Raw genomic sequence first — 18225 nt, 5'->3', positions numbered from 1 at the left:
AGGTTCATCATTTTTTTAAAAATGTGACAAACTTGTGGCGGACATCAGCTTTCATAAACTGTTAAGATTTACGTGGTATCTTATAACGTACGTGTTACTTATGAATGATATATAGTAAGGTCACACGAGAGATAACATCAAGAATCATGAGGTGAAAGAGGCATGACCCATCGAATATTAGTCGTAGAGGATGATCATGATATTGGTGATCTTTTGGAGGAATCCCTTATGCGAGCAGGCTACGAGGTGCTAAGAGCCAAGGATGGAAAGCGAGCATTGCAACTTGTGAATGACTCGCTTGATTTGGTTATTTTGGATATTATGATGCCAGGCATCTCGGGAATCGAAACCTGTCAGCACATTAGGAAAACCTCTAACGTCCCAATTCTGTTTCTGACGGCCAGATCGAGTACACTCGATAAAACTGAGGGATTACTCGCCGGCGGCGATGATTATATGACTAAACCCTTCTCGGAAGAGGAACTTCACGCTAGAGTGATTGCTCAATTACGCAGATATACAATCTATCAGGAAAAGAAGGAACAAGAAGAAACATTTCTTATCGGGGGCAACCTGAGAGTGAGCGAAGAATTTAATGAGGTTTACAAAGAGGAGCAGCAAATCAAGTTGTCAGATCTGGAATATCGTATCTTGAAACTGCTGATGAGCAAACGCAACAAAATATTTTCTGCTCAAAATATATATGAGAGTGTGTGGGGACAGCCTTACTTTTACTGTTCTAACAATACGGTGATGGTGCATATTCGGAAACTGCGCTCCAAAATTGAGGATGATCCGGCACGTCCGGTTTATATAAAAACTGAATGGGGAAGAGGATATCGATTTGGCATATCGTAAATTCACGCTAACCAAAAAACTGGCTTTGCTGATCATGGTTGCTGCGATTGTGAGCGGTGTGTTCTTTCTGACGTTGCAAAAGATTACAGATGATCTGATCGAGGGATATTTGAGTTCGGATGAGTATTATCACAAGGAGTCAGCGAGATACATTCAAAAATTCAGTCAGTACGTTTCAGAAAATGGGTTGTCTACATCGGATAGAAAAGCGTTTGGCGAGTGGGTCAAAAAAGAAAATTACATTAACCTCACCATATTCAAGGATCAGGAGCTGCAATATGATTCCGTTTATTCCGAATCCGATTATGGAAAAGAAAAGCTGACTCAGTATGCTCAAAATCATTCACATCCTGTCAAGTTCAGCGATGGTGAAGGACGAGTCATTATCGACGGTTTCTACTCTTCCCGATATTATGATCTGGCCTTTACATTGGATTTGCTCGGTGCAACCCTCATCTTTTTAATCATTGTTCTCTTGGGCATCCGTCAAAGTCTTCGCTACCTTAAAACGCTTCACCAAGAGATTCATATTCTTGAAGGGGGCCAGCTGGACTACGAGATGACGATAAAAGGGCATGATGAATTAGCGATGATTGCAAAGAGCATTGAGGATCTGCGGAAAGCTTTCTTGGACAAACTTAAAGCTATCGAGGAATTGCAAGCAGAGAGCCGCAGCCTGGTTACCGAAATGTCGCACGATATGCGCACACCGCTGACGTCGCTGATCATGAATCTGGAGTTTGCCAAAAAAGAAGGAGGCGAAGCGGGTACCAGCAAAGATCGTTATGTAGCCAATGCTTATGGTAAAGCACTGCAATTAAAAAACTTGTCTGACAATCTGTTTGCGTATTTCCTGCTGAATAAGGAACATGGGGCCGACCTGGAGACCGTTGCAGTGAAAGAAGTGATCTACGATCTAATATCAGATCAGATTGCTATCCTTCATCAGGAGCATTTCCGGGTCCATATTTCAGGCGAGCTGCCGGAAACCTATATTAACGTGAATTTGGAGGAGCTTGGTCGTGTATTTGATAATGTGATGTCAAACTTATTTAAATACGCAGATCCGGAAGAAGAAATCAGCATCACGTTTGTATCGGATCAAGAAATATTTGAGATTCATGTTAGCAATACGATTAAACTTGCGGATGTAACACCGGAAAGCAACGGACTCGGTGAAAGAAGCATTGCGCGAATGATGTCCCGCATGCAGGGGCAGTTTCACAGTATACAAAAGAATTCCAAGTACTGCATCGTGCTGCGATTTTGGAACAGAAAGATGTAGGCTGCGAATCAAAACGACGAAAATATTGAAATAGGAGACAACAAGATGAGATTTTCCAACAATTTCAAAAAGGCACCTTACCTGTTACAAGCGCTTCTCAATGTCTGCCTGTTCTTCCTGGCCATAGCCTTAAGCGGACTTCTGATCAGCGAGACATGGTACATTGTGCAATTCGTATACAATTCACTGTTCAACAAAGTGGACAGCTATTATGAGATGCTTGGGGAACTGCTTATATTCTTCATGTACTTTGAGTTCATTGCTTTGATTATCAAATACTTCAAATCAGACTTTCATTTCCCGCTTCGCTACTTTATTTATATTGGCATCACGGCTGTCATTCGTTTGATTATCATCGATCATGATCAGGCGATCTCAACGTTCTGGTGGGCGATGGCCATTCTTGCAATGATTTGTGCATTCTTTATTGTCAATAGACGAAATTCTGTTGTTGAACATTAATAAATTAGTTCACTTTATACCGATACGCCACTGAAATGTCCTATGACTTACTTGAATACTAAATAGGTGTAAAAAGTGGTTATTCATACGGATTGAAAAAGAAGAACACGCAGCAGATTCACTTGCTCTTGTTTGGGGCAAGTGTTGACAACCCTATTACTGGTTTAATTAAAAGAAGGGATATAAAACCTGTATCAATGGTGTTACTAGATATCTGCGACACAGGTTTTATATGTAGGTAACTAATATTCTGATATATGTAACATTGCATTTTTTATGATGCAATAGTTCACTCTATTTCTGCTTTCAATTTTTCGAACCACTCTAAATTAACCAAGTGATGTGAACGGGAATTTTCATTCATACGGCGAAAGTAATTGATTGTGCCGGGAATTTCTTGAGTGATGGACAGGTATTCGTCAAGGAGCTCGATTCGAGTTTTAGTCTGATCGATTTGTGATTGGATCAGATCCAGTAATTTATTTTTGTCGAATTCATCGGCAAAGAGTAACGCTCCATAAAATTGCAGGTTCACATATTCCGATTTGGTGCCGTATTTGATCATTAATTTTTCGAATTCTGCCCTTCCCGATTCTGTGACTTTAAAGTTACGGATTTCACGCCCGCCGGTTGAGGGTTTCTGCTGAATCTGTTCAATCAAACACTTTTCTTCAAGTTGCTGCAGATTGTAATAAAATGAACCTTTCGTGAAGTTAACGATGTACTTGTAATGACGTTTTTCCATTAAGGCCAGAAGTTCATAGCCGTGAGCTCCGGGGTTTTGGATGAGCAAGCCAAGGATAAGTAAGGGAATCATGGTTTCATCACCTTCGCCATCCGCGCCTCAAATTCCGCGTACGTGATTTTACCCGAAGCCAAATCCATACTATGAAGGTAAATCTGTTCTGTTTTAGAATAGTCACCATTCACTTTCAGTGATTGCTCCTCTCCCGAAATGGGTTTCAGGATATGGTGCTTTTTCGAAAGAGCCTCGAAATAGCGGTAACCGAATTTGCGTTGTGAAGCTGCGTCTAAATGAATGCCATCAGGATTCGCAGTCAAACCTGCCGCAGTAACAAAATAACAATTCTGTTGTTCATTAGCAAAACGCAGCAATTGTTCATTAACCTGTCGAAATTCAGTCGCGTGCTGTCCAAAACCAGTCTTCCCAAGAAAGTCACCAAGCCCTCCAATAATCAACGGTATCTCATCAAGTTTCAACTCGTTTCTTAGCGTCCCGATGATAAGAGTTAATTTCTCGTAATAAGTTTCATGCAGCGAACGATAACTGTCACTCTCACCTTGGTGCCAAAGGATTCCGCAAATTTGACTGGATCGGAGGGCGAAGCGGGTTTCGGACAAAGCATGCTGAAAAAGGATGCCTTCCGGATGCCAGTCATTCAATGAACTGCCGCCTTCCGCACACGGGATCAAGCCAATTTCTTCATCGGGATGAGCTTTCGACCATGCATCTGCAAAAGATGCCGCCAGGCCAACGCCGGAAACCGGACGGTCGTAATTAATCGGCTCTGTCATCATCTGCCACTGTCCATTGCGCAGCATTTTTATTTTTTCATTATAGATAGGGTCTACTTCATTCAAAAATCCACGGCCTGCCATATTCGACTGCCCTAACATTAAAAAAGACTTTATCATCTAATTTTTTCACTTCTTTACATCAATATTTTAGTCTAATTAGACTATAGTCCATTCAGCTTGTCTTGTAAAGTTTCAACTAGGTTTTATTTTTTTATTAGTATGTATGAAAAACAAACTAACATTGAACATTTGGTGGATGTATTTGAGAAATAGCAAGTTTTTTTGCTTTAGGTCTTGATAAACAATGAAAAAACAACAAAAACCCTGTGATGTAAGGGTTCCTATGAGGTTCAAAATCATTTTTCATAGGAAATACATTCAATGATGGGGGGGTATAAAGGGGGGCTGTGTTGAATGGGTTAAATATCAATGAAAAATTATTAAAAAGGTTAACGATTGTACCAATTCTATTCATTTGTTATGTTTTATTTTTAAATCCTGAAGTTATACTTGAAGAGCAATGTCCTAAAATGCAGAAAAAGCCGGGATGTCAGATCCGGCTTTTCGCTCACTTTCCCTTCTTCTTCCGCTTCTCCTTCTCCGCCCGATAAAACTCATGGAACATCTTCATCAATGCGCGTTTTTCAATCCGCGACACATAACTCCTTGAAATGCCGAGCTCCTTTGCGATCTCGCGCTGCGTTTTTTCTTTTTTTAAATCAAGCCCGAAGCGGCCGACGATGACTTCTTTTTCGCGGTCGTCTAAAATATCGATATATTTTTTGACCTTTTCAAGTTCCATGTTGAGCTGAATGGTGTCGATCACATCTTCGCTTTCCGACTTGAGGACATCGATCAGGCTTATTTCATTCCCTTCTTTATCCTGGCCGATCGGATCATGAAGGGAGACGTCTTTTTTCGTTTTTTTCAATGCGCGCAGATGCATTAAAATCTCATTATTAATTACAAAAGGGGGGTGCACAGATTTCCCGTCACTGATTGATTAAATAAATGTTGAGTCAGCTTCCTGTAATAAATGCTCAAACGTTTCTTAGCGAATGAAGGGGATACCTTAAATAACCAAGCTACATTTTCAATTGCATGTGATTGTATGTACGAAAGATTAATATTATGCAACATGAAAGTTGGAATGCAAAAGTGATATGTAAAGTAATTGGACTGCCACTCTAAATAATCGGTCCAAGTGGTCGGCATTGTTTTTTTATCGCCTTCATGTCTATATATATGGCAAAATTCATGAGCGAAATCATACCATTGTTCAATTCGACTTTTTCGGCTGTCCAAGCATATGTTATAAATTCCGCTGTGTTTAAGTGCGAAGCTTGTAACAGGTTTAAACGAAAGCCTGATATCTAATGACGCGGCAATGCGTTCAAAATTAATTTGTTCAGGTTCTGTAATATCAATTTTCCTGTATAAGTTTTCAATCCAATCCTCTAAATGACTGTTTGTATACCTCAAGATGAAAAACCTCCTTAAAGACGACAATCTAAAAATTGGATTCGATAAATATTATAGGGAAACCAAGACTATTTTCATAGGAAAATGCGTCTAGGTGATGGGTATGAATCTGTTTTATAAGAGAGCAAACCGCAGAGTGTTACATCATTGAGAGAAAGGCCATTGCCAATCCTTTTTTCACTGGTGTAATTATTTGTAAAGCATTAAAATTGCAATTGTTAGGGGAATAGAAAATAAAATGGGCTTCAAAGGAGTTTAATCATGATGAATGATAAGATGAAAAAGGTTCAAAGAAAATATAGAGAAGAGATTTAAAAAAAGAAACAAGAGCATGAAGATGATAAAAATTTTATTAAAGAAACATTTATTGTCGTAACGGTAATTGTATTGTTTATTTTTTTCACTTACACCTTGCAAGGTTTTTAACAAGAAGATTCCTTTTCCTATTTCGATACTCTGCAGTTTTCCCCACAAAAAACGCTTTTTTTATTTATGAGAATATAAAAGAAACATAAATGAAAATATAAATGAGAAAAACAACAAAAACCCTTGTCTTATAAGGGTTTCTAAGGGATTCAAAAGCCACTTTATAAATGAGGATATGATTGAGATATAAATGAGAATCTAAATCTTATTAGTAAACAGAATTAAACATAATAAACAGAAATAAATAATAATAAACTAACTGCGTTTATTTATCTGATTTCCGTCTTTCCTTTAATTGCTCCGTTATAATCTCCAAAGCAGCCTGTAAGATCTCATCTGTTACCTCACCGTCTTTTGCTGCAAGAAATGTTTCAGGATCGTTTAACACTTTTTTTGCATCGTCAGTGATTATATTGGATGATTTATCTTTTCCTCTTAAAAGGTAGTCTGTAGATACATCAAAAAAGTCGGCTATTTTGATTAATGTTTCGTAATCAGGTTCGCGAGTGCCTTGTTCATAATTAGCAAGTTTTCCTCTTGAAAAGCCTAATCTGTCTGCGAGTTCATATTGGCTTAGACCTTTTTCTTTTCTTAAAGCTGCTATCCTTTTACCTAACATATACACTCACTCCTTGTTATTAATTATAACTTGGAAACTAAGCGTTTCTACATTTAGAAACAAAAAGTTTCTAAAAACACTTGACGGACACATTTTGTGTCCTGTATATTATAAATCGTAAAAGGAAACAAAACGTTTCTAAGGGGGTGTTATAAGTGGAAAGGGAAGTTTTGTTTTCCTTACGTGGGAACACGTCAAGAACAGTTGTTGCTAATGACTTAAACATAACTCCACAGATGCTAGGGGCAATTGAAAGAGGGGATAGAACTCCCTCCTTAAGTCTGGCCAAAAAGATTGCAGACTATTATGGAACAACTGTAGATGAAATTTTTTTTACTCAAATTAGACACGAAACGTGTCTTAAATATAAGACAAGTACAGATAAGGGGGCTTAATTATGAAAGTCATCTTGAAAAAAGGACCGCTGTTTGAACAGGCAGAGGCCAAAGCTTACAAATACCTCAGAGGCATACTTGTTCAGCGCATGAATGAACACCAAGAGAAGCTTGCGCAACAAAATAAAAAGGAATCAGCCTAAGTCATTTATAAACAGCATGGTCTATTAACTTCAATTTTAAAACTGAAAATCCAATATATCAGGAGGCAAACATATGGAGAACAACCCATACAACATGCGGAATTTACCGCAGATTATGCGTAGTGCCCGTAAGGCTGCAGGTCTTTCCCAATACCAAATCGGCAAGTTAATCGGAGGTAAGGATCAAAGGTATGTTTCAGATGTTGAAAATGGATTTGCCAAACTCACTCCAGAGTTATGTATCAAGTGGTTTGAGAAGTGCGATGCCTATGAACATATTGATCTTGTACATTACTTATTCAAACTTCACCCAACAGCGGCTGCTCCTATTGATCCGGCACTTAATGAATGTGCGAGTAATGCGGTGATTAATATGGTTCACCAATTGGAGGAAGCATTGCAAGCAACCAAACACTTAGCCCGTTGGCTTACGGATAATCGACCAGGCAAAACAGAAGAGCTGCCGATGGCTGATATTAAACAGATTTTTGATTTGATTGCGGCTAATAAAACATTGATTTATTCACTTGTTCGTACTCACGGGTTAAAAATGCAGGAGCTTGCAGATAGGTGGACGCGGAAAGCTCTAGTTGATCAAGTTGCTATGGCAAAACAAGAAGGAAGGCAGGCGGTTTCAATATGAATACTAATCATTTCTTGAAGTCAGATGCTCCTATCGCAAAAAGAAAAATCGAATCAGCAGAAGAGCTATCAATCATGCTGTCAGAGGCATTACGTGATGGTGATTATGAAGAAGCGATTAGTCTCGCTGGAAGCATCAAGGTTCTTACTGAGGATATTAGCCGGCTGGCAAACAAAGGACAGCTTTATGAAACAGCATTGAAAATGCAACAGCGAGGCATCAACTTAACAGTAGTGAGCAGGTGTATAGGATGATGGTTCATTTTGTTCATAAGCCGGCAACTGCTCTGGAAGTTCGTAAATGGTGTGCGATGATTCGTAACAATAGTGAATTCCATCTGTTGTGGGATAGACGTGCAGACAAATTCAGAGAGGAGAGTACGAATGGTCGAAAATCCAACGGTCATAAACAACTGGCACGATAAGCTTACTGAAACGGATGTGCAAATAGATTTTTACGGTGATGAAGTAACACCAGTTGATGATTATGTAATTGATGGCGGCGAAATCATTCTGAGAGAGAACTTGGAAAGATATCTAAAGGAGCAACTTGGATTTGAATTTAAAAATGCGCAATAAAAAAAGCCCACTCGGACAAAGTGGACTTCTTTATAGGCTATCTAAAAAACTCATGTGCAAATATTTTATCAGATAGCCTCAATAAAAACAATGGGGGTTAGGTGGTATGACAAGCAAACGGGCTGAGGTTCTTGCTAAGACTTCTGAAATGAGCCGTGATGAATGGCTTATTGAAAGGAGAAAAGGAATTGGTGGCTCAGATGCATCTGTTATCTTGGGGTTAAACAAGTGGAAGACACTTTTTGAATTATGGTTAGACAAAACAGGACAGGTCCCTGTAAGTGAATCGCAAAGTGAAGCTGCTTACTTTGGATCATTGCTTGAAGATATTGTTGCAAAAGAATTTGAGATACGTAGTGGCAAGAAGGTTAGACGTAAAAAAGCAATACTCAGACATCCGGAACATGATTTCATTTTGGCGAATGTAGATCGAATGATTGTTGGTGAAAAAGCGATCCTTGAATGTAAAACAACATCAGCCTACAACTTAAAAGAATGGGAAGATGAAGAAATCCCCGAGAGCTATATCGTTCAGGTCCAGCATTATCTGGGTGTGCTTGGACCTGAATATAGGAAAGCTTATTTTGCTGTGCTGATCGGTGGAAACAAATTTGTCTGGAAAGAGATTGAGCGAGACGACGAGTTAATTGACATGATCTTTGAAGCAGAGATTGAGTTCTGGAATGACAAGGTCTTAGGTGGACAAGCTCCTGCTTTAGATGGTTCAAGTGCTGCGGAGGAATACCTCAAAAAACGATATGCCGAATCGGAAAATAATAAGGCTATTGATTTAACTGCGACTAATCGAGAACGTATTCAACAATACTTGCTTCTTAAAGAACAGATCACAGAGCTTCAAAGCCAGGCAAAAGAATTAGAAAATCAGATCAAACATGAAATGAAGGATGCAGAGTATGGGTTTATTGGAAACTATCAAGCTTGTTGGAAGCCAGTTGTCTCAAATCGAGTTGACACGAAAAAGCTCAAAGAGCAGTTTCCGGATATTTACGAAAAGGTCAAAAAGGAAACTCATTTCAGACGTTTTGGAATCAAGGAGGTTAGCTGATTATGGCTACTAATCAATCAATTAAAAACAACATCCAAAAGAAACAAAAAAACGCACCTGTGCAACAACAAGGAGCAACCATGAAAGGCTTGCTTTCCTCACCATCCGTTATTAAGCGATTTGAGGAAGTGTTAGGGAAGAGGGCTACACAGTTTACGGCCTCTATCTTAAGCCTTTATAACAGCGAGCAGATGTTACAGAAAACGGATCCTATGAGCGTTATTTCATCTGCGATGGTGGCAGCTACACTCGACCTACCTATTGATAAAAACTTAGGATATGCCTGGATTGTTCCTTATGGGGGAAAGGCTCAATTTCAGCTTGGATACAAAGGATATATCCAGCTAGCCTTACGAACAGGCCAATATAAATCCATCAATTGCATACCGATTCATGAAGGCGAATTGCAGAAGTGGAATCCGCTGACTGAGGAGATCGAGATTGATTTTGAAAAACGAGAATCAGACGCGGTAATTGGTTATGCAGCTTATTTTGAGTTGATAAATGGCTTCCGAAAAACAGTGTACTGGACAAAGGCACAAGTGGAGAAACACAAAAAGAAATTCAGTAAGTCTGATTTTGGATGGAAAAATGATTGGGATGCGATGGCTCTTAAGACTGTATTAAAAGCAGTTTTGAGTAAGTGGGGGATTCTCTCTGTGGAAATGCAAAAAGCCGTTATTGAAGAAGATGAAACAAGGGAACGGATTGACATTACCAATGAGGCAGACAGTTCAGAAATTATCGATTCCGAGCCTTCAAACAAAGACGAAACGGAAAAACCAAGCGCACAAGAAGCCGATCCTTTTGACGGCAAGCCTGTAGACATAAAAGAAGATGAACTTCCGTTCGATTGAGGTCGGCAACTGTGACATAACTGCACTATGTGAAAGGAAGTAGGTGAGTGACTTGGACATAAAAGCAATGGGGTATGTGGTCATACCCCGATTACCATTCAAAGAGTTTAGGGATGAACAAATTTATGATCACTTGTTCAAAAGAGCTGAATACAGGCCAAATCAAGAGCTAGAACTTGGGCAGACCATTATCAAAGTTGTGGAACTTGCAAAAGATTTTAACTGGTCAGCTTCACAGATCAAATACTCACTAGACCGAATGGAGAATCAGGGATATATCAAATTGGACCGTCTTCCACAAAAAAGAGGGTTCATCGTCACCATACTTCATTATGCAGACTACATACAGCTAGGAAACTATATGAAGAAAAAAGCTTTGGAACCAGCTGAGATTGAACTTCAGGAGGTCAATGACAAAATGAAAAATGCCTTTGAGCTATATGAAAACAAAGTTGCTCGGTCAGTCGGTCCTATAGAGGCACAGCGAATTGGATACATGGTCGACGATTATGGTGAAGAAAAAGTGATGGAGGCTATTAAGACAGCGTTTCAATTAAAGGGGAAAGCAGCTAGTTTGTCATACATTCAAGCCATCTTATCAAATCCATTCACTCAAAAGAGAAAGGAGAAACAACATGGCTATAAACAAAGCAGTCAGTATAGACACCGCATTTCAAACGATCATGCAGGAGCTTCGGGAAAAGTCAGCCCGCTTTTTGGGAACAAAACAGGCCGCATCCGAAGAAAAGGCTGAATTTGATTGTCCTTATTGTAAGGATCGTGGAATTGTCGTTTATCGGGTCCATAAAGATACTCCTTGGCATTTGGATGAACAGTTAGATCTTATGGTTCCAGATGATATGGTATCGGAGGATGATTTTCTTTTGGGAAAGGTTTGCACGCCGGACAAAGCTAGTGAATGGAAAGATACTTATTCAAAACAGTGTGAATGTGTAAGACGAAAGAAAATTGCCAGACTCATGGCAGCTAGTGGCATTACAAAAGAGTTTGAAAAGCTTCTCTTTGGTAACTTCATAACGGACGATAAGCCAGACATGATCAAAGATGCTTATGAATGTGCAGTGGAATACTATAAAGATTTTCAAAAGATCAAAGGAGAAAGACAAAACAGTATCGCATTACTTGGACAGCCAGGCAGTGGCAAAACTCATTTACTCACGGCGATTATGAATAATCTGATCAAGAAAAAATCAGTACACTGCATGTATTTCCCTTACGTAGAGGGCATGGGTGATTTAAAAGCTAACTTTGATAACTTAGAAGCGAAACTCGATGTCATGAGAAAGGTCGAAGTTCTATTCATTGATGACTTATTTAAACCAATAAACGGTCAAGCAAGGGCAACCGATTGGCAGGTTGAACAAATCCAGTCAGTCTTAAATTATCGTTATTTGAATCACAAGCCTCTGCTGATTTCTTCGGAGTTAACAATCGATGAGATTTTGGACATTGACGAGGCTCTTGGTTCACGGATTCACCAGATGTGCCGTGATTACATAGTGATTATTAAAGGCGAGCGAATGCAATTAAATCATAGGTTAGGTGATTGGGAATGAAGGAGAAAACGAATGTAAAAGCAACTGGTGGACTTTATATATTCGGACCTTTAAGTCCTACAGAAGGTAAAGATCTTACACCAACTATCCGTTTACTTGAGGAAAAAATAAAGCAAATGGAGCGGATGCTGAGTGCTTAAAGCAGTTGTGTCTCTGCTGACAATTTTACTCTCCGCACCGAGAATAGAAAAAGAAATTCAGCTATGGGAACAGCTTGACGGGAGGTAAAGAACAGTTGGATTGCATTAAGTTCACTGTTTATGGTGAGCCAGTCGCACAAGGACGGCCGCGTGGATCAATACGAAATGGGAAGGTGCATATGCGAGATCCAGCAAAATCAAAGTATTTCAAACAGTATGTGGCATTGGTTGCGTCTCAGCATCGCCCAGAAACAATTATTACTGGGCCTGTCTCAATGAATGTCAAAGTGTACAGACCAATGCCAAAATCAGTTTCAAACTCAAAAAAGAAGAAAGAACAAGCTGTAAAGGGTCTTCTGCGGCCGACCACAAAGCCTGACGTTGATAACTATGTAAAGGGTGTAAAAGATGCCCTGAATCATCTTATTTACAAAGATGATAGCCAAGTAGTGGATCTGAAAGTTAGTAAGTTTTATAGCGAAAAGCCGAGGGTGGAAGTCATGATAAGAGAGGTTTCTGCCTAAAAATAAAAAACACCGAAGCGCTTAGCCTCAGTGTTCTTGATATGAACTGGTACTTCTATCATAACACAGGGGGCGCTTTGAGTGTACAATCCAAGAGAAATAAACATCAAAAAAGACTTCACTATTCAGCAAAAGATTAACCCAGGGAAAGTTCAAATCATTGTTTTAGATGGGAATCAAGGTACTGCTCATGTCTTAGATGCTCCGGAGCACGGTAAAACTGTTATTCAAACTGTAAAGGGGAGCTTTGCGCGGGTTGATCATGAGATTGGGTTTAAAGTGAAATGATAGTTGAAATTTTTCACAAAGATGTTGTTTCAAGAGTGCGAGTGTCGAATTTTGTCGTTCGAAAAAAATGGAAAAATATTCAGAGATGTAATATAAATATATAGGTTGAATTACATAGAGGAGGAATTTTCGTGAGTAAAAAGACTCATTTCGCTTCAAAGTTAACACTCGTTGCTCTATCAACATCTATGTTTGTTACAGGAGTTGGAACATCTTATGCCAATGCAGAAGAATTAAACAAAAAGTTAGTAGAGACATATGACGATTCTGGAGCAAAGTTATATTATACCTATGATGATAAAGGAAATATTATTAAAGAAACAACAAAAGACAAAAATAATAAAGTTATTAATGAACTTACTTATGAGTATAATGATCAAAATCAAGTAGTTAAAATAATTGATTTTGATAAAAATGTTACGGAATATGCATATAACGAAGCCGGACAAGTTGTAAAAATTAAAAATCCAGAAAAGGATGAAATAAAATTTAACCTTGATGATGATGGAGAGGTCAGTTCCCTAAGTCTAAATAAAACTGATAAGTACACTGTGGAAAAATCTAATTACGTAGATAAGGAAGCCGGGGAAAAAGAAGATGATGGAACAGTAGTTGGTAGTGAATTAACTGATTATGCTGTCCAAAATAAGGAGCAGGGGCTAAATAAAGTCACTACTTTAGATGATTTATCAAGATTAAGAGAATTACATACTGATGATGGAGACATCTCCTGGGAGTATAATCAATTAGCTCTGAGTTCAATTAAAGTAAAGAATAAGTCTAATTATATTAATGAAAATCATAAATATGACGAGGAAAACAACTTAATTAGCATAGCATCAGAAGACAGTAAAACTGATATTGAATATAATTATCAAGGTCAGCCAATAAGTTATTCTTATAATAATGGTCTAAGAGAGTCGCTTACTTATAACGAACAGGGAGTTATGACGGAGAAAACTGTTTTTGATAAAGCAGGAAATGTTTTAAGCAGCGATAAATATGAATATGATGAAAAAGGTAATATAGTTTCTGATACAACAAAAGATGATCAAATAGAATATAAGTATGATGATAATAATCAACTTTTACAAGAAACCTCTAAGGACCAAATCATTAAATATTCTTACGATGTAAAAGGGAACCGTATTAGTAAGGAAGTTACTGACAGGAAAACTGGTAAAGTAACATTAAACGACTATACTTTTAATAAATTGAACCAATTTGAATCACAAGGAAGTTCATACAATGACAACGGTCAGTTGAATGAAAATGATACCTTTAAATTTACTTGGGATGAAGCAGGACGTCTTGTTGAAGCAACTAACAAAAAATCTGGCGAGAATATCAAATACAAATATGATGAGTATAGCAGAAGGATACAAAAGCAAGTAGGTGACGAAGTTACCAATTATGTGTATGATGACAGTAATAACAAAGTTATTTATGAAACTGATGCAAATCATAACATTACAAAGTATTATACATACTTGAAAAATGGAGAAGTTAATAGTGTCAAAGACTTCAGTGAAAATCAAACCTTTTATTATCACCATAATTTAAGAGGTGATGTGATTGAAATCACTGATGAAAAAGGGCAAGTAGTTGCAAACTATAAGTACGATTCATGGGGAAATATAACTGAACAAACTGGTTACTATGCTAAAGATAATGATATCAATTATGCTGGTTATAAATATGATAAAGAAACTGGATTATACTATCTAGAAAACCGGTACTATAACCCTTCTACTGCGGTCTTTTTATCAAGGGATGCCTGGTACGGCACAGAGGACCAGTTAGTCACACAGAATGGTTATAATTATGCAAATAACAACCCGTTAAGATACTATGATCCGACTGGTAATACACCAATAGCATTAGCAGCAGTTGCTATTCCAGGCGTAGGAGAAGTTGTAATAGGGGCAGCAGCAATTTATTTAGGCTATCTGGGTGTAAAATCTCTTTGGTCTCACCATAGATCAGTTTTAAGATTTGATATCCCAGGAAGATTGTTAGAAAGTGATTCCCGTGTAGATTTAGGAGCGTTTAATCAAAAGGTTAAAGGTAAAAAAGCTTATAAGAATCCAAAAACAGGTTGGACAATCGAAAAAGATAATGCCGGACATGGTGGACGTAAATGGAAACTGAAAGACAAAAGTGGGAAACGTGTCGCTTCTATTGACGGTAAAGGAAAAATTTTATCTAAATAGGTGGAAAAAATGAAATTAGAAACATCAAAACTATTAAGTGTTCTATCTCAATATCAATTTTTTAATTGGGAGAGTGAAGAAGAGAATCACCATAAACTTGTTATTGGTCTCCCAGAAGACATTGTTGAAATAAAAGACTTTTATGATTCATTTGGTTTTGAATCGGTTGATAATGAGTATTCTGATATTAAGATCTCTAAACAACAGTGGATAGATATTGAAAATAAATTTTTTCAATGGATTTCTCCTTATTTATCAACTTTCAACCAAACAATTGTTACTCCGTATTTGAGCAATGATTGGGAAGGAGAAATTGATTTAGAAGATATTGAGGAAGATGAGCTAGCTCCTGTATATAAAGAATACAAGGAATTTTTATCATCTAATGATTTGTATGATGATATGGCGACCTTGGTTGAAATAAGTAGAGGTTATAAAATCGATGATTTAGGTGATTTTTCAACATTAGGTAAGATGGCTGCGAGAAATAATAAGTATCTATTTTTTGCTGATGGAGATAAGGTGTTTATGTTTACAGATTCACTAACTCTTAAAGTTTATTTTAAGGACCAAGAGGTTTTAGAGAAAGAAAAGAAAAAGATTGAAAGATTATTAAATCCTAAATTCTTATAAACAAACCAAAAGTCCAAGACGGAAAGCCTGCGGACACTAAACTTACAGTATTACACTGTTTGTTTGGTGTCCGTTTTTTATTTGGAAAAGGAGGACACAATCTTGAATCGAAAAGATATTGAAAATCTAATCAATAGCTATCACTGGATGGCAAAAGAGGTTAATCGATTGCAAAGGGTACTCTATGGTTCAGTAATTCCAATGAAAAATTGGGGTGTTGCTCAATACGGATTAGAAGCTGCTATGCCAAAAGGGTGTCCGGGGAAGAGTCAGGCTGAGTTGCGGCAAATGGATATGAGAGAGGAACGTCTTTTCAAACGTCTTAAGTATTATGAAGAGCGAGTATATGCAGTTGAATTAGGGGCTGAAAAGATCAAAGGGGAGCAGCACAAAGTTATTTATGATTGCATGATGGAGGGGATGAGTTACCGCGCAATAGGTCTTCACCTTGGCATTTCAAGGGAAACTGTACGTAAAATGAAAGACGAGTTCATCAGCCAATTATGCCAAGATTGCCACTTTGAGCGTTTGTTGAATCTGAAAAAATCTGTGGTGTAAAATGGGAGGCAGGTCGGCGCGGCAGTAATTTTATTGAGCCACCTAAACCATATAGACACAGGATAATAAATCATTCGACAAATTTTGCAAAATGTTCTTTGTCATAATCTCTTGCCGATATTAAGGTAGGGGGTGAAAACATGGCAAGAACAATTAATGTTAATCAGCAACATTTGTTAGAACAGTTAGCAGGCGGGTCGGTAAACCGTCAATGTACAATAGAAGCTCTAATTGATATTCTCATCGACAAAAAGGTATTTACAGAAGAAGAATTCGTTAAATATCAAATGCATCATATAGAACATTCAGCTGATGAGCATTCTGCGGAGCTTTTACGAATCAATAAAGAAGATTATATAAAGAGCAGAAAATAATATATTAATACAAAGGAATTTTAATTCTGGATAAAAAATTCATCAGTTTTCTGCATTATTCCTATTTTCGAATATACTTGAATAGTAAAGCTTTTGTTTTAATCAAAAGATTGCTATTAAAAGGGGGATCTAATTATGCGCGAATTTACAGAACAAGAAGTTAAAAGAGCAATTAGAGAATTTGATTCGGCTGTCAGTGATGTGTTAAATGCAAGCTATTCTACCTATGTGCTTAAAATGAAAAGAATTGTTCAACTGTCGAAAGATAACCCTGTCATTAATTCTATTGTGGAGCCCATCTACTTGATAGACGTTGATTTTAATGAAATTCACAAACCAGTTGGTGGAGGATGGATTGAATTAAATTTGCCAGTTAATATAGATGAGCAAATAGCGTATGTTTTTAAAGTATTTCAATTGGCATCTGAGAAAGAGGGTTATTTAGATACTCTCACCTTTACTATCTACAAGAATAAAAGAATAGCCGATAACATAAGTTTATATTTATCGGATGTTGTTTCGTCCTCACTAAGAGAATTAAGGTATAGATTAGGTGATTTAATGGAAGATATTAAGGGGAGAGAAGAAATACCAGTAGCTTCTTTACAGATTATAAATAACGGAACACTTACTGCGCAACATGGAAGTACTATTGCTGTTGGTAAAGATATTCAACAAAATATTAATTATAAAAATATTAAGGAAGATATAATGTCAAAGGTTAAGGAATCAGGGTTAGTTCCACAAGACTCTTTAGAAGAAGTAGAGAAACTTTCAAGTGAATTAGAAGAAGAACTAAACCAACCTGAGCCTAATGAATCTAAATTGAAAAGAGTAGCTCAGAAAGTACTTGAAATCGGTGAAAATGGTCTATTAAGAATCTTTTCTACTGTTGTTACTGATCCGCGTTGGGGTCAAGCGGTATCACAAGCTTTGTTAAATATGTAAGACTAAAGCATCCAATAGGATGCTTTTTCATTCGAAAAATATTGCGAATAGTACCTGAATCGCTCTCTTTTGCCGATAATTACTACAAGGAGGGAATGGAATTGATTCAAATAGATTTTGGTACAGTCATTACTAGTGCTATAACAGCAGTTTTTTTTACAGGTGGAACTAATTATGTTTTACAAAAGAAGAATAGAAAAGGAAATGAAATTTTCACAAAAGGCTATATACTAATTGATGAGATTTATAATATTAACAATAAAAGAATTGAAACCGCTGCTGCCTTTGTGCCGTTCTATAATCACCCAGAAGGATACTTAGAAAAATTACATACTGATTATTTTAAAGAGCTATCGGCATTTGAACTGATTGTTAAGAAATTTTCAATACTCTTTGATAAAGAACTGAATATCAAGTTAGAGGAATATATAAATTATTTAAGAGAAGTTGAAGTGGCATTAAGAGGTTTTATGAATGATGATCCAATAATTGAGATAAACTTCAGTCAAGAATATATTGAGCGGTTGATTGATGAAATAATCAATTTAATAAAAAAACATATTTAAGCTTCTTTAGAGAAGCTTTTTTATTTTCAAAACAACTCAATTAAAAGGAGG

26 protein-coding genes and 2 pseudogenes are annotated in these 18225 nt (G+C 37.4%); 23 read left to right on the top strand and 5 right to left on the bottom strand.

What is annotated here, in order from left to right; all coding sequences use genetic code 11:
- Window positions 1-162: 162 nt before the first annotated feature.
- From yrkP to psiE, 3 genes are read left to right on the top strand one after another with little or no spacing between them, the layout of a single operon-like run.
- A complete protein-coding gene (gene yrkP, locus NYE28_RS14095; RefSeq protein ID WP_342490143.1) occupies window positions 163-858 on the top strand; it encodes a two-component response regulator YrkP in 696 nt (231 codons plus the stop codon).
- Window positions 845-2143, top strand: coding sequence for a two-component system sensor histidine kinase YrkQ (yrkQ, locus tag NYE28_RS14090; protein WP_342490142.1), 1299 nt, complete (start codon window positions 845-847; stop codon window positions 2141-2143). The genes yrkP and yrkQ overlap by 14 nt, the downstream gene beginning before the upstream one ends.
- A 45-nt stretch (window positions 2144-2188) precedes the next feature.
- Window positions 2189-2605 (top strand): phosphate-starvation-inducible protein PsiE, encoded by a 417-nt coding sequence (gene psiE, locus NYE28_RS14085; protein ID WP_337681031.1) that lies wholly within the window; start codon window positions 2189-2191, stop codon window positions 2603-2605.
- A 289-nt stretch (window positions 2606-2894) separates the two neighbouring features.
- On the opposite strand, the gene NYE28_RS14080 is transcribed toward psiE, so the two are convergent.
- From NYE28_RS14080 to NYE28_RS14065, 4 genes and pseudogenes are all read right to left on the bottom strand, one after another.
- The gene (locus NYE28_RS14080; protein ID WP_043021651.1) at window positions 2895-3422 is read right to left on the bottom strand and encodes a PadR family transcriptional regulator; all 528 of its coding nucleotides are present in this window, start codon (window positions 3420-3422) and stop codon (window positions 2895-2897) included.
- Window positions 3419-4261 (bottom strand): sialate O-acetylesterase, encoded by an 843-nt coding sequence (locus NYE28_RS14075; RefSeq protein WP_337681032.1) that lies wholly within the window; start codon window positions 4259-4261, stop codon window positions 3419-3421. Before NYE28_RS14075 ends, NYE28_RS14080 begins: the two co-directional genes overlap by 4 nt.
- A gap of 451 nt (window positions 4262-4712) precedes the next feature.
- Window positions 4713-5102 (bottom strand): annotated as a pseudogene (locus NYE28_RS14070) (sigma-70 family RNA polymerase sigma factor); the annotation flags it as partial.
- 5 nt (window positions 5103-5107) lie between these two features.
- Window positions 5108-5626 carry an ImmA/IrrE family metallo-endopeptidase gene (locus NYE28_RS14065; RefSeq protein WP_342490141.1) on the bottom strand — a complete coding sequence of 173 codons (519 nt, stop codon included), beginning with the start codon at window positions 5624-5626 and terminating at the stop codon, window positions 5108-5110.
- A 258-nt stretch (window positions 5627-5884) separates the two neighbouring features.
- Here NYE28_RS14065 and NYE28_RS14060 point away from each other — a divergent pair.
- Window positions 5885-6052 (top strand): annotated as a pseudogene (locus NYE28_RS14060) (hypothetical protein).
- Between the two features lie 265 nt (window positions 6053-6317).
- Here the strand turns inward: NYE28_RS14060 and NYE28_RS14055 are convergent.
- Complete coding sequence (locus NYE28_RS14055) at window positions 6318-6671, bottom strand: helix-turn-helix domain-containing protein (protein WP_021480133.1); 354 nt, start codon at window positions 6669-6671, stop codon at window positions 6318-6320.
- Between the two features lie 155 nt (window positions 6672-6826).
- On the opposite strand from NYE28_RS14055, the gene NYE28_RS14050 reads away from it, so the two are divergent.
- From NYE28_RS14050 to NYE28_RS13960, 19 genes are all read left to right on the top strand, one after another.
- Window positions 6827-7066 (top strand): helix-turn-helix domain-containing protein, encoded by a 240-nt coding sequence (locus NYE28_RS14050; protein ID WP_342490140.1) that lies wholly within the window; start codon window positions 6827-6829, stop codon window positions 7064-7066.
- Window positions 7067-7068: 2 nt separating this feature from the next.
- Entirely contained in the window at window positions 7069-7209 is a 141-nt protein-coding gene (locus tag NYE28_RS14045) for a hypothetical protein (RefSeq protein ID WP_088679343.1), read from the top strand.
- A gap of 73 nt (window positions 7210-7282) precedes the next feature.
- A complete protein-coding gene (locus tag NYE28_RS14040; protein WP_268298345.1) occupies window positions 7283-7852 on the top strand; it encodes a helix-turn-helix transcriptional regulator in 570 nt (189 codons plus the stop codon).
- On the top strand, window positions 7849-8106 hold the full coding sequence (locus tag NYE28_RS14035) for a YqaH family protein (protein WP_342490139.1): 258 nt from the start codon (window positions 7849-7851) through the stop codon (window positions 8104-8106). Before NYE28_RS14040 ends, NYE28_RS14035 begins: the two co-directional genes overlap by 4 nt.
- Complete coding sequence (locus NYE28_RS14030) at window positions 8103-8276, top strand: hypothetical protein (RefSeq protein ID WP_342490138.1); 174 nt, start codon at window positions 8103-8105, stop codon at window positions 8274-8276. Before NYE28_RS14035 ends, NYE28_RS14030 begins: the two co-directional genes overlap by 4 nt.
- Window positions 8236-8430, top strand: coding sequence for a hypothetical protein (locus NYE28_RS14025; protein WP_342490137.1), 195 nt, complete (start codon window positions 8236-8238; stop codon window positions 8428-8430). The genes NYE28_RS14030 and NYE28_RS14025 overlap by 41 nt, the downstream gene beginning before the upstream one ends.
- Before the next feature lie 106 nt (window positions 8431-8536).
- Entirely contained in the window at window positions 8537-9496 is a 960-nt protein-coding gene (locus tag NYE28_RS14020) for a YqaJ viral recombinase family protein (protein ID WP_342490136.1), read from the top strand.
- A gap of 2 nt (window positions 9497-9498) precedes the next feature.
- Window positions 9499-10353 (top strand): recombinase RecT, encoded by an 855-nt coding sequence (locus NYE28_RS14015; protein ID WP_342490135.1) that lies wholly within the window; start codon window positions 9499-9501, stop codon window positions 10351-10353.
- 76 nt (window positions 10354-10429) lie between these two features.
- Window positions 10430-11107, top strand: a complete 678-nt coding sequence (locus tag NYE28_RS14010) for a DnaD domain protein (protein ID WP_116429894.1) — start codon at window positions 10430-10432, stop codon at window positions 11105-11107.
- Complete coding sequence (locus NYE28_RS14005) at window positions 10989-11930, top strand: ATP-binding protein (protein WP_081638342.1); 942 nt, start codon at window positions 10989-10991, stop codon at window positions 11928-11930. The genes NYE28_RS14010 and NYE28_RS14005 overlap by 119 nt, the downstream gene beginning before the upstream one ends.
- Window positions 11921-12070: a hypothetical protein gene (locus NYE28_RS14000; protein WP_080332533.1), complete on the top strand. Its 150-nt coding sequence runs from the start codon at window positions 11921-11923 to the stop codon at window positions 12068-12070. The genes NYE28_RS14005 and NYE28_RS14000 overlap by 10 nt, the downstream gene beginning before the upstream one ends.
- 95 nt (window positions 12071-12165) lie before the next feature.
- Window positions 12166-12594 carry a RusA family crossover junction endodeoxyribonuclease gene (locus NYE28_RS13995; RefSeq protein WP_024122179.1) on the top strand — a complete coding sequence of 143 codons (429 nt, stop codon included), beginning with the start codon at window positions 12166-12168 and terminating at the stop codon, window positions 12592-12594.
- Window positions 12595-12675: 81 nt separating this feature from the next.
- The gene (locus tag NYE28_RS13990; RefSeq protein WP_024122178.1) at window positions 12676-12882 is read left to right on the top strand and encodes an XtrA/YqaO family protein; all 207 of its coding nucleotides are present in this window, start codon (window positions 12676-12678) and stop codon (window positions 12880-12882) included.
- A 131-nt stretch (window positions 12883-13013) separates the two neighbouring features.
- Window positions 13014-15095 carry an RHS repeat-associated core domain-containing protein gene (locus NYE28_RS13985; protein ID WP_342490134.1) on the top strand — a complete coding sequence of 694 codons (2082 nt, stop codon included), beginning with the start codon at window positions 13014-13016 and terminating at the stop codon, window positions 15093-15095.
- Window positions 15096-15104: 9 nt separating this feature from the next.
- Window positions 15105-15728, top strand: coding sequence for a hypothetical protein (locus tag NYE28_RS13980; RefSeq protein ID WP_024122176.1), 624 nt, complete (start codon window positions 15105-15107; stop codon window positions 15726-15728).
- 102 nt (window positions 15729-15830) lie between these two features.
- Entirely contained in the window at window positions 15831-16286 is a 456-nt protein-coding gene (locus NYE28_RS13975; RefSeq protein ID WP_024122175.1) for a sigma factor-like helix-turn-helix DNA-binding protein, read from the top strand.
- Between the two features lie 140 nt (window positions 16287-16426).
- The gene (locus NYE28_RS13970; protein ID WP_342490133.1) at window positions 16427-16660 is read left to right on the top strand and encodes a hypothetical protein; all 234 of its coding nucleotides are present in this window, start codon (window positions 16427-16429) and stop codon (window positions 16658-16660) included.
- Window positions 16661-16795: 135 nt separating this feature from the next.
- The gene (locus NYE28_RS13965) at window positions 16796-17608 is read left to right on the top strand and encodes a hypothetical protein (protein WP_024122173.1); all 813 of its coding nucleotides are present in this window, start codon (window positions 16796-16798) and stop codon (window positions 17606-17608) included.
- Between the two features lie 101 nt (window positions 17609-17709).
- Window positions 17710-18174, top strand: a complete 465-nt coding sequence (locus NYE28_RS13960) for a hypothetical protein (RefSeq protein ID WP_268432955.1) — start codon at window positions 17710-17712, stop codon at window positions 18172-18174.
- The last annotated feature ends 51 nt before the right edge of the window (window positions 18175-18225 follow it).

The sequence above is a fragment of the Bacillus sp. FSL R5-0443 genome (assembly GCF_038608285.1).
GTDB classification, from domain to species: Bacteria; Bacillota; Bacilli; order Bacillales; family Bacillaceae; genus Bacillus; species Bacillus velezensis.
This window is presented reverse-complemented; position numbering and strand designations above follow the sequence as displayed.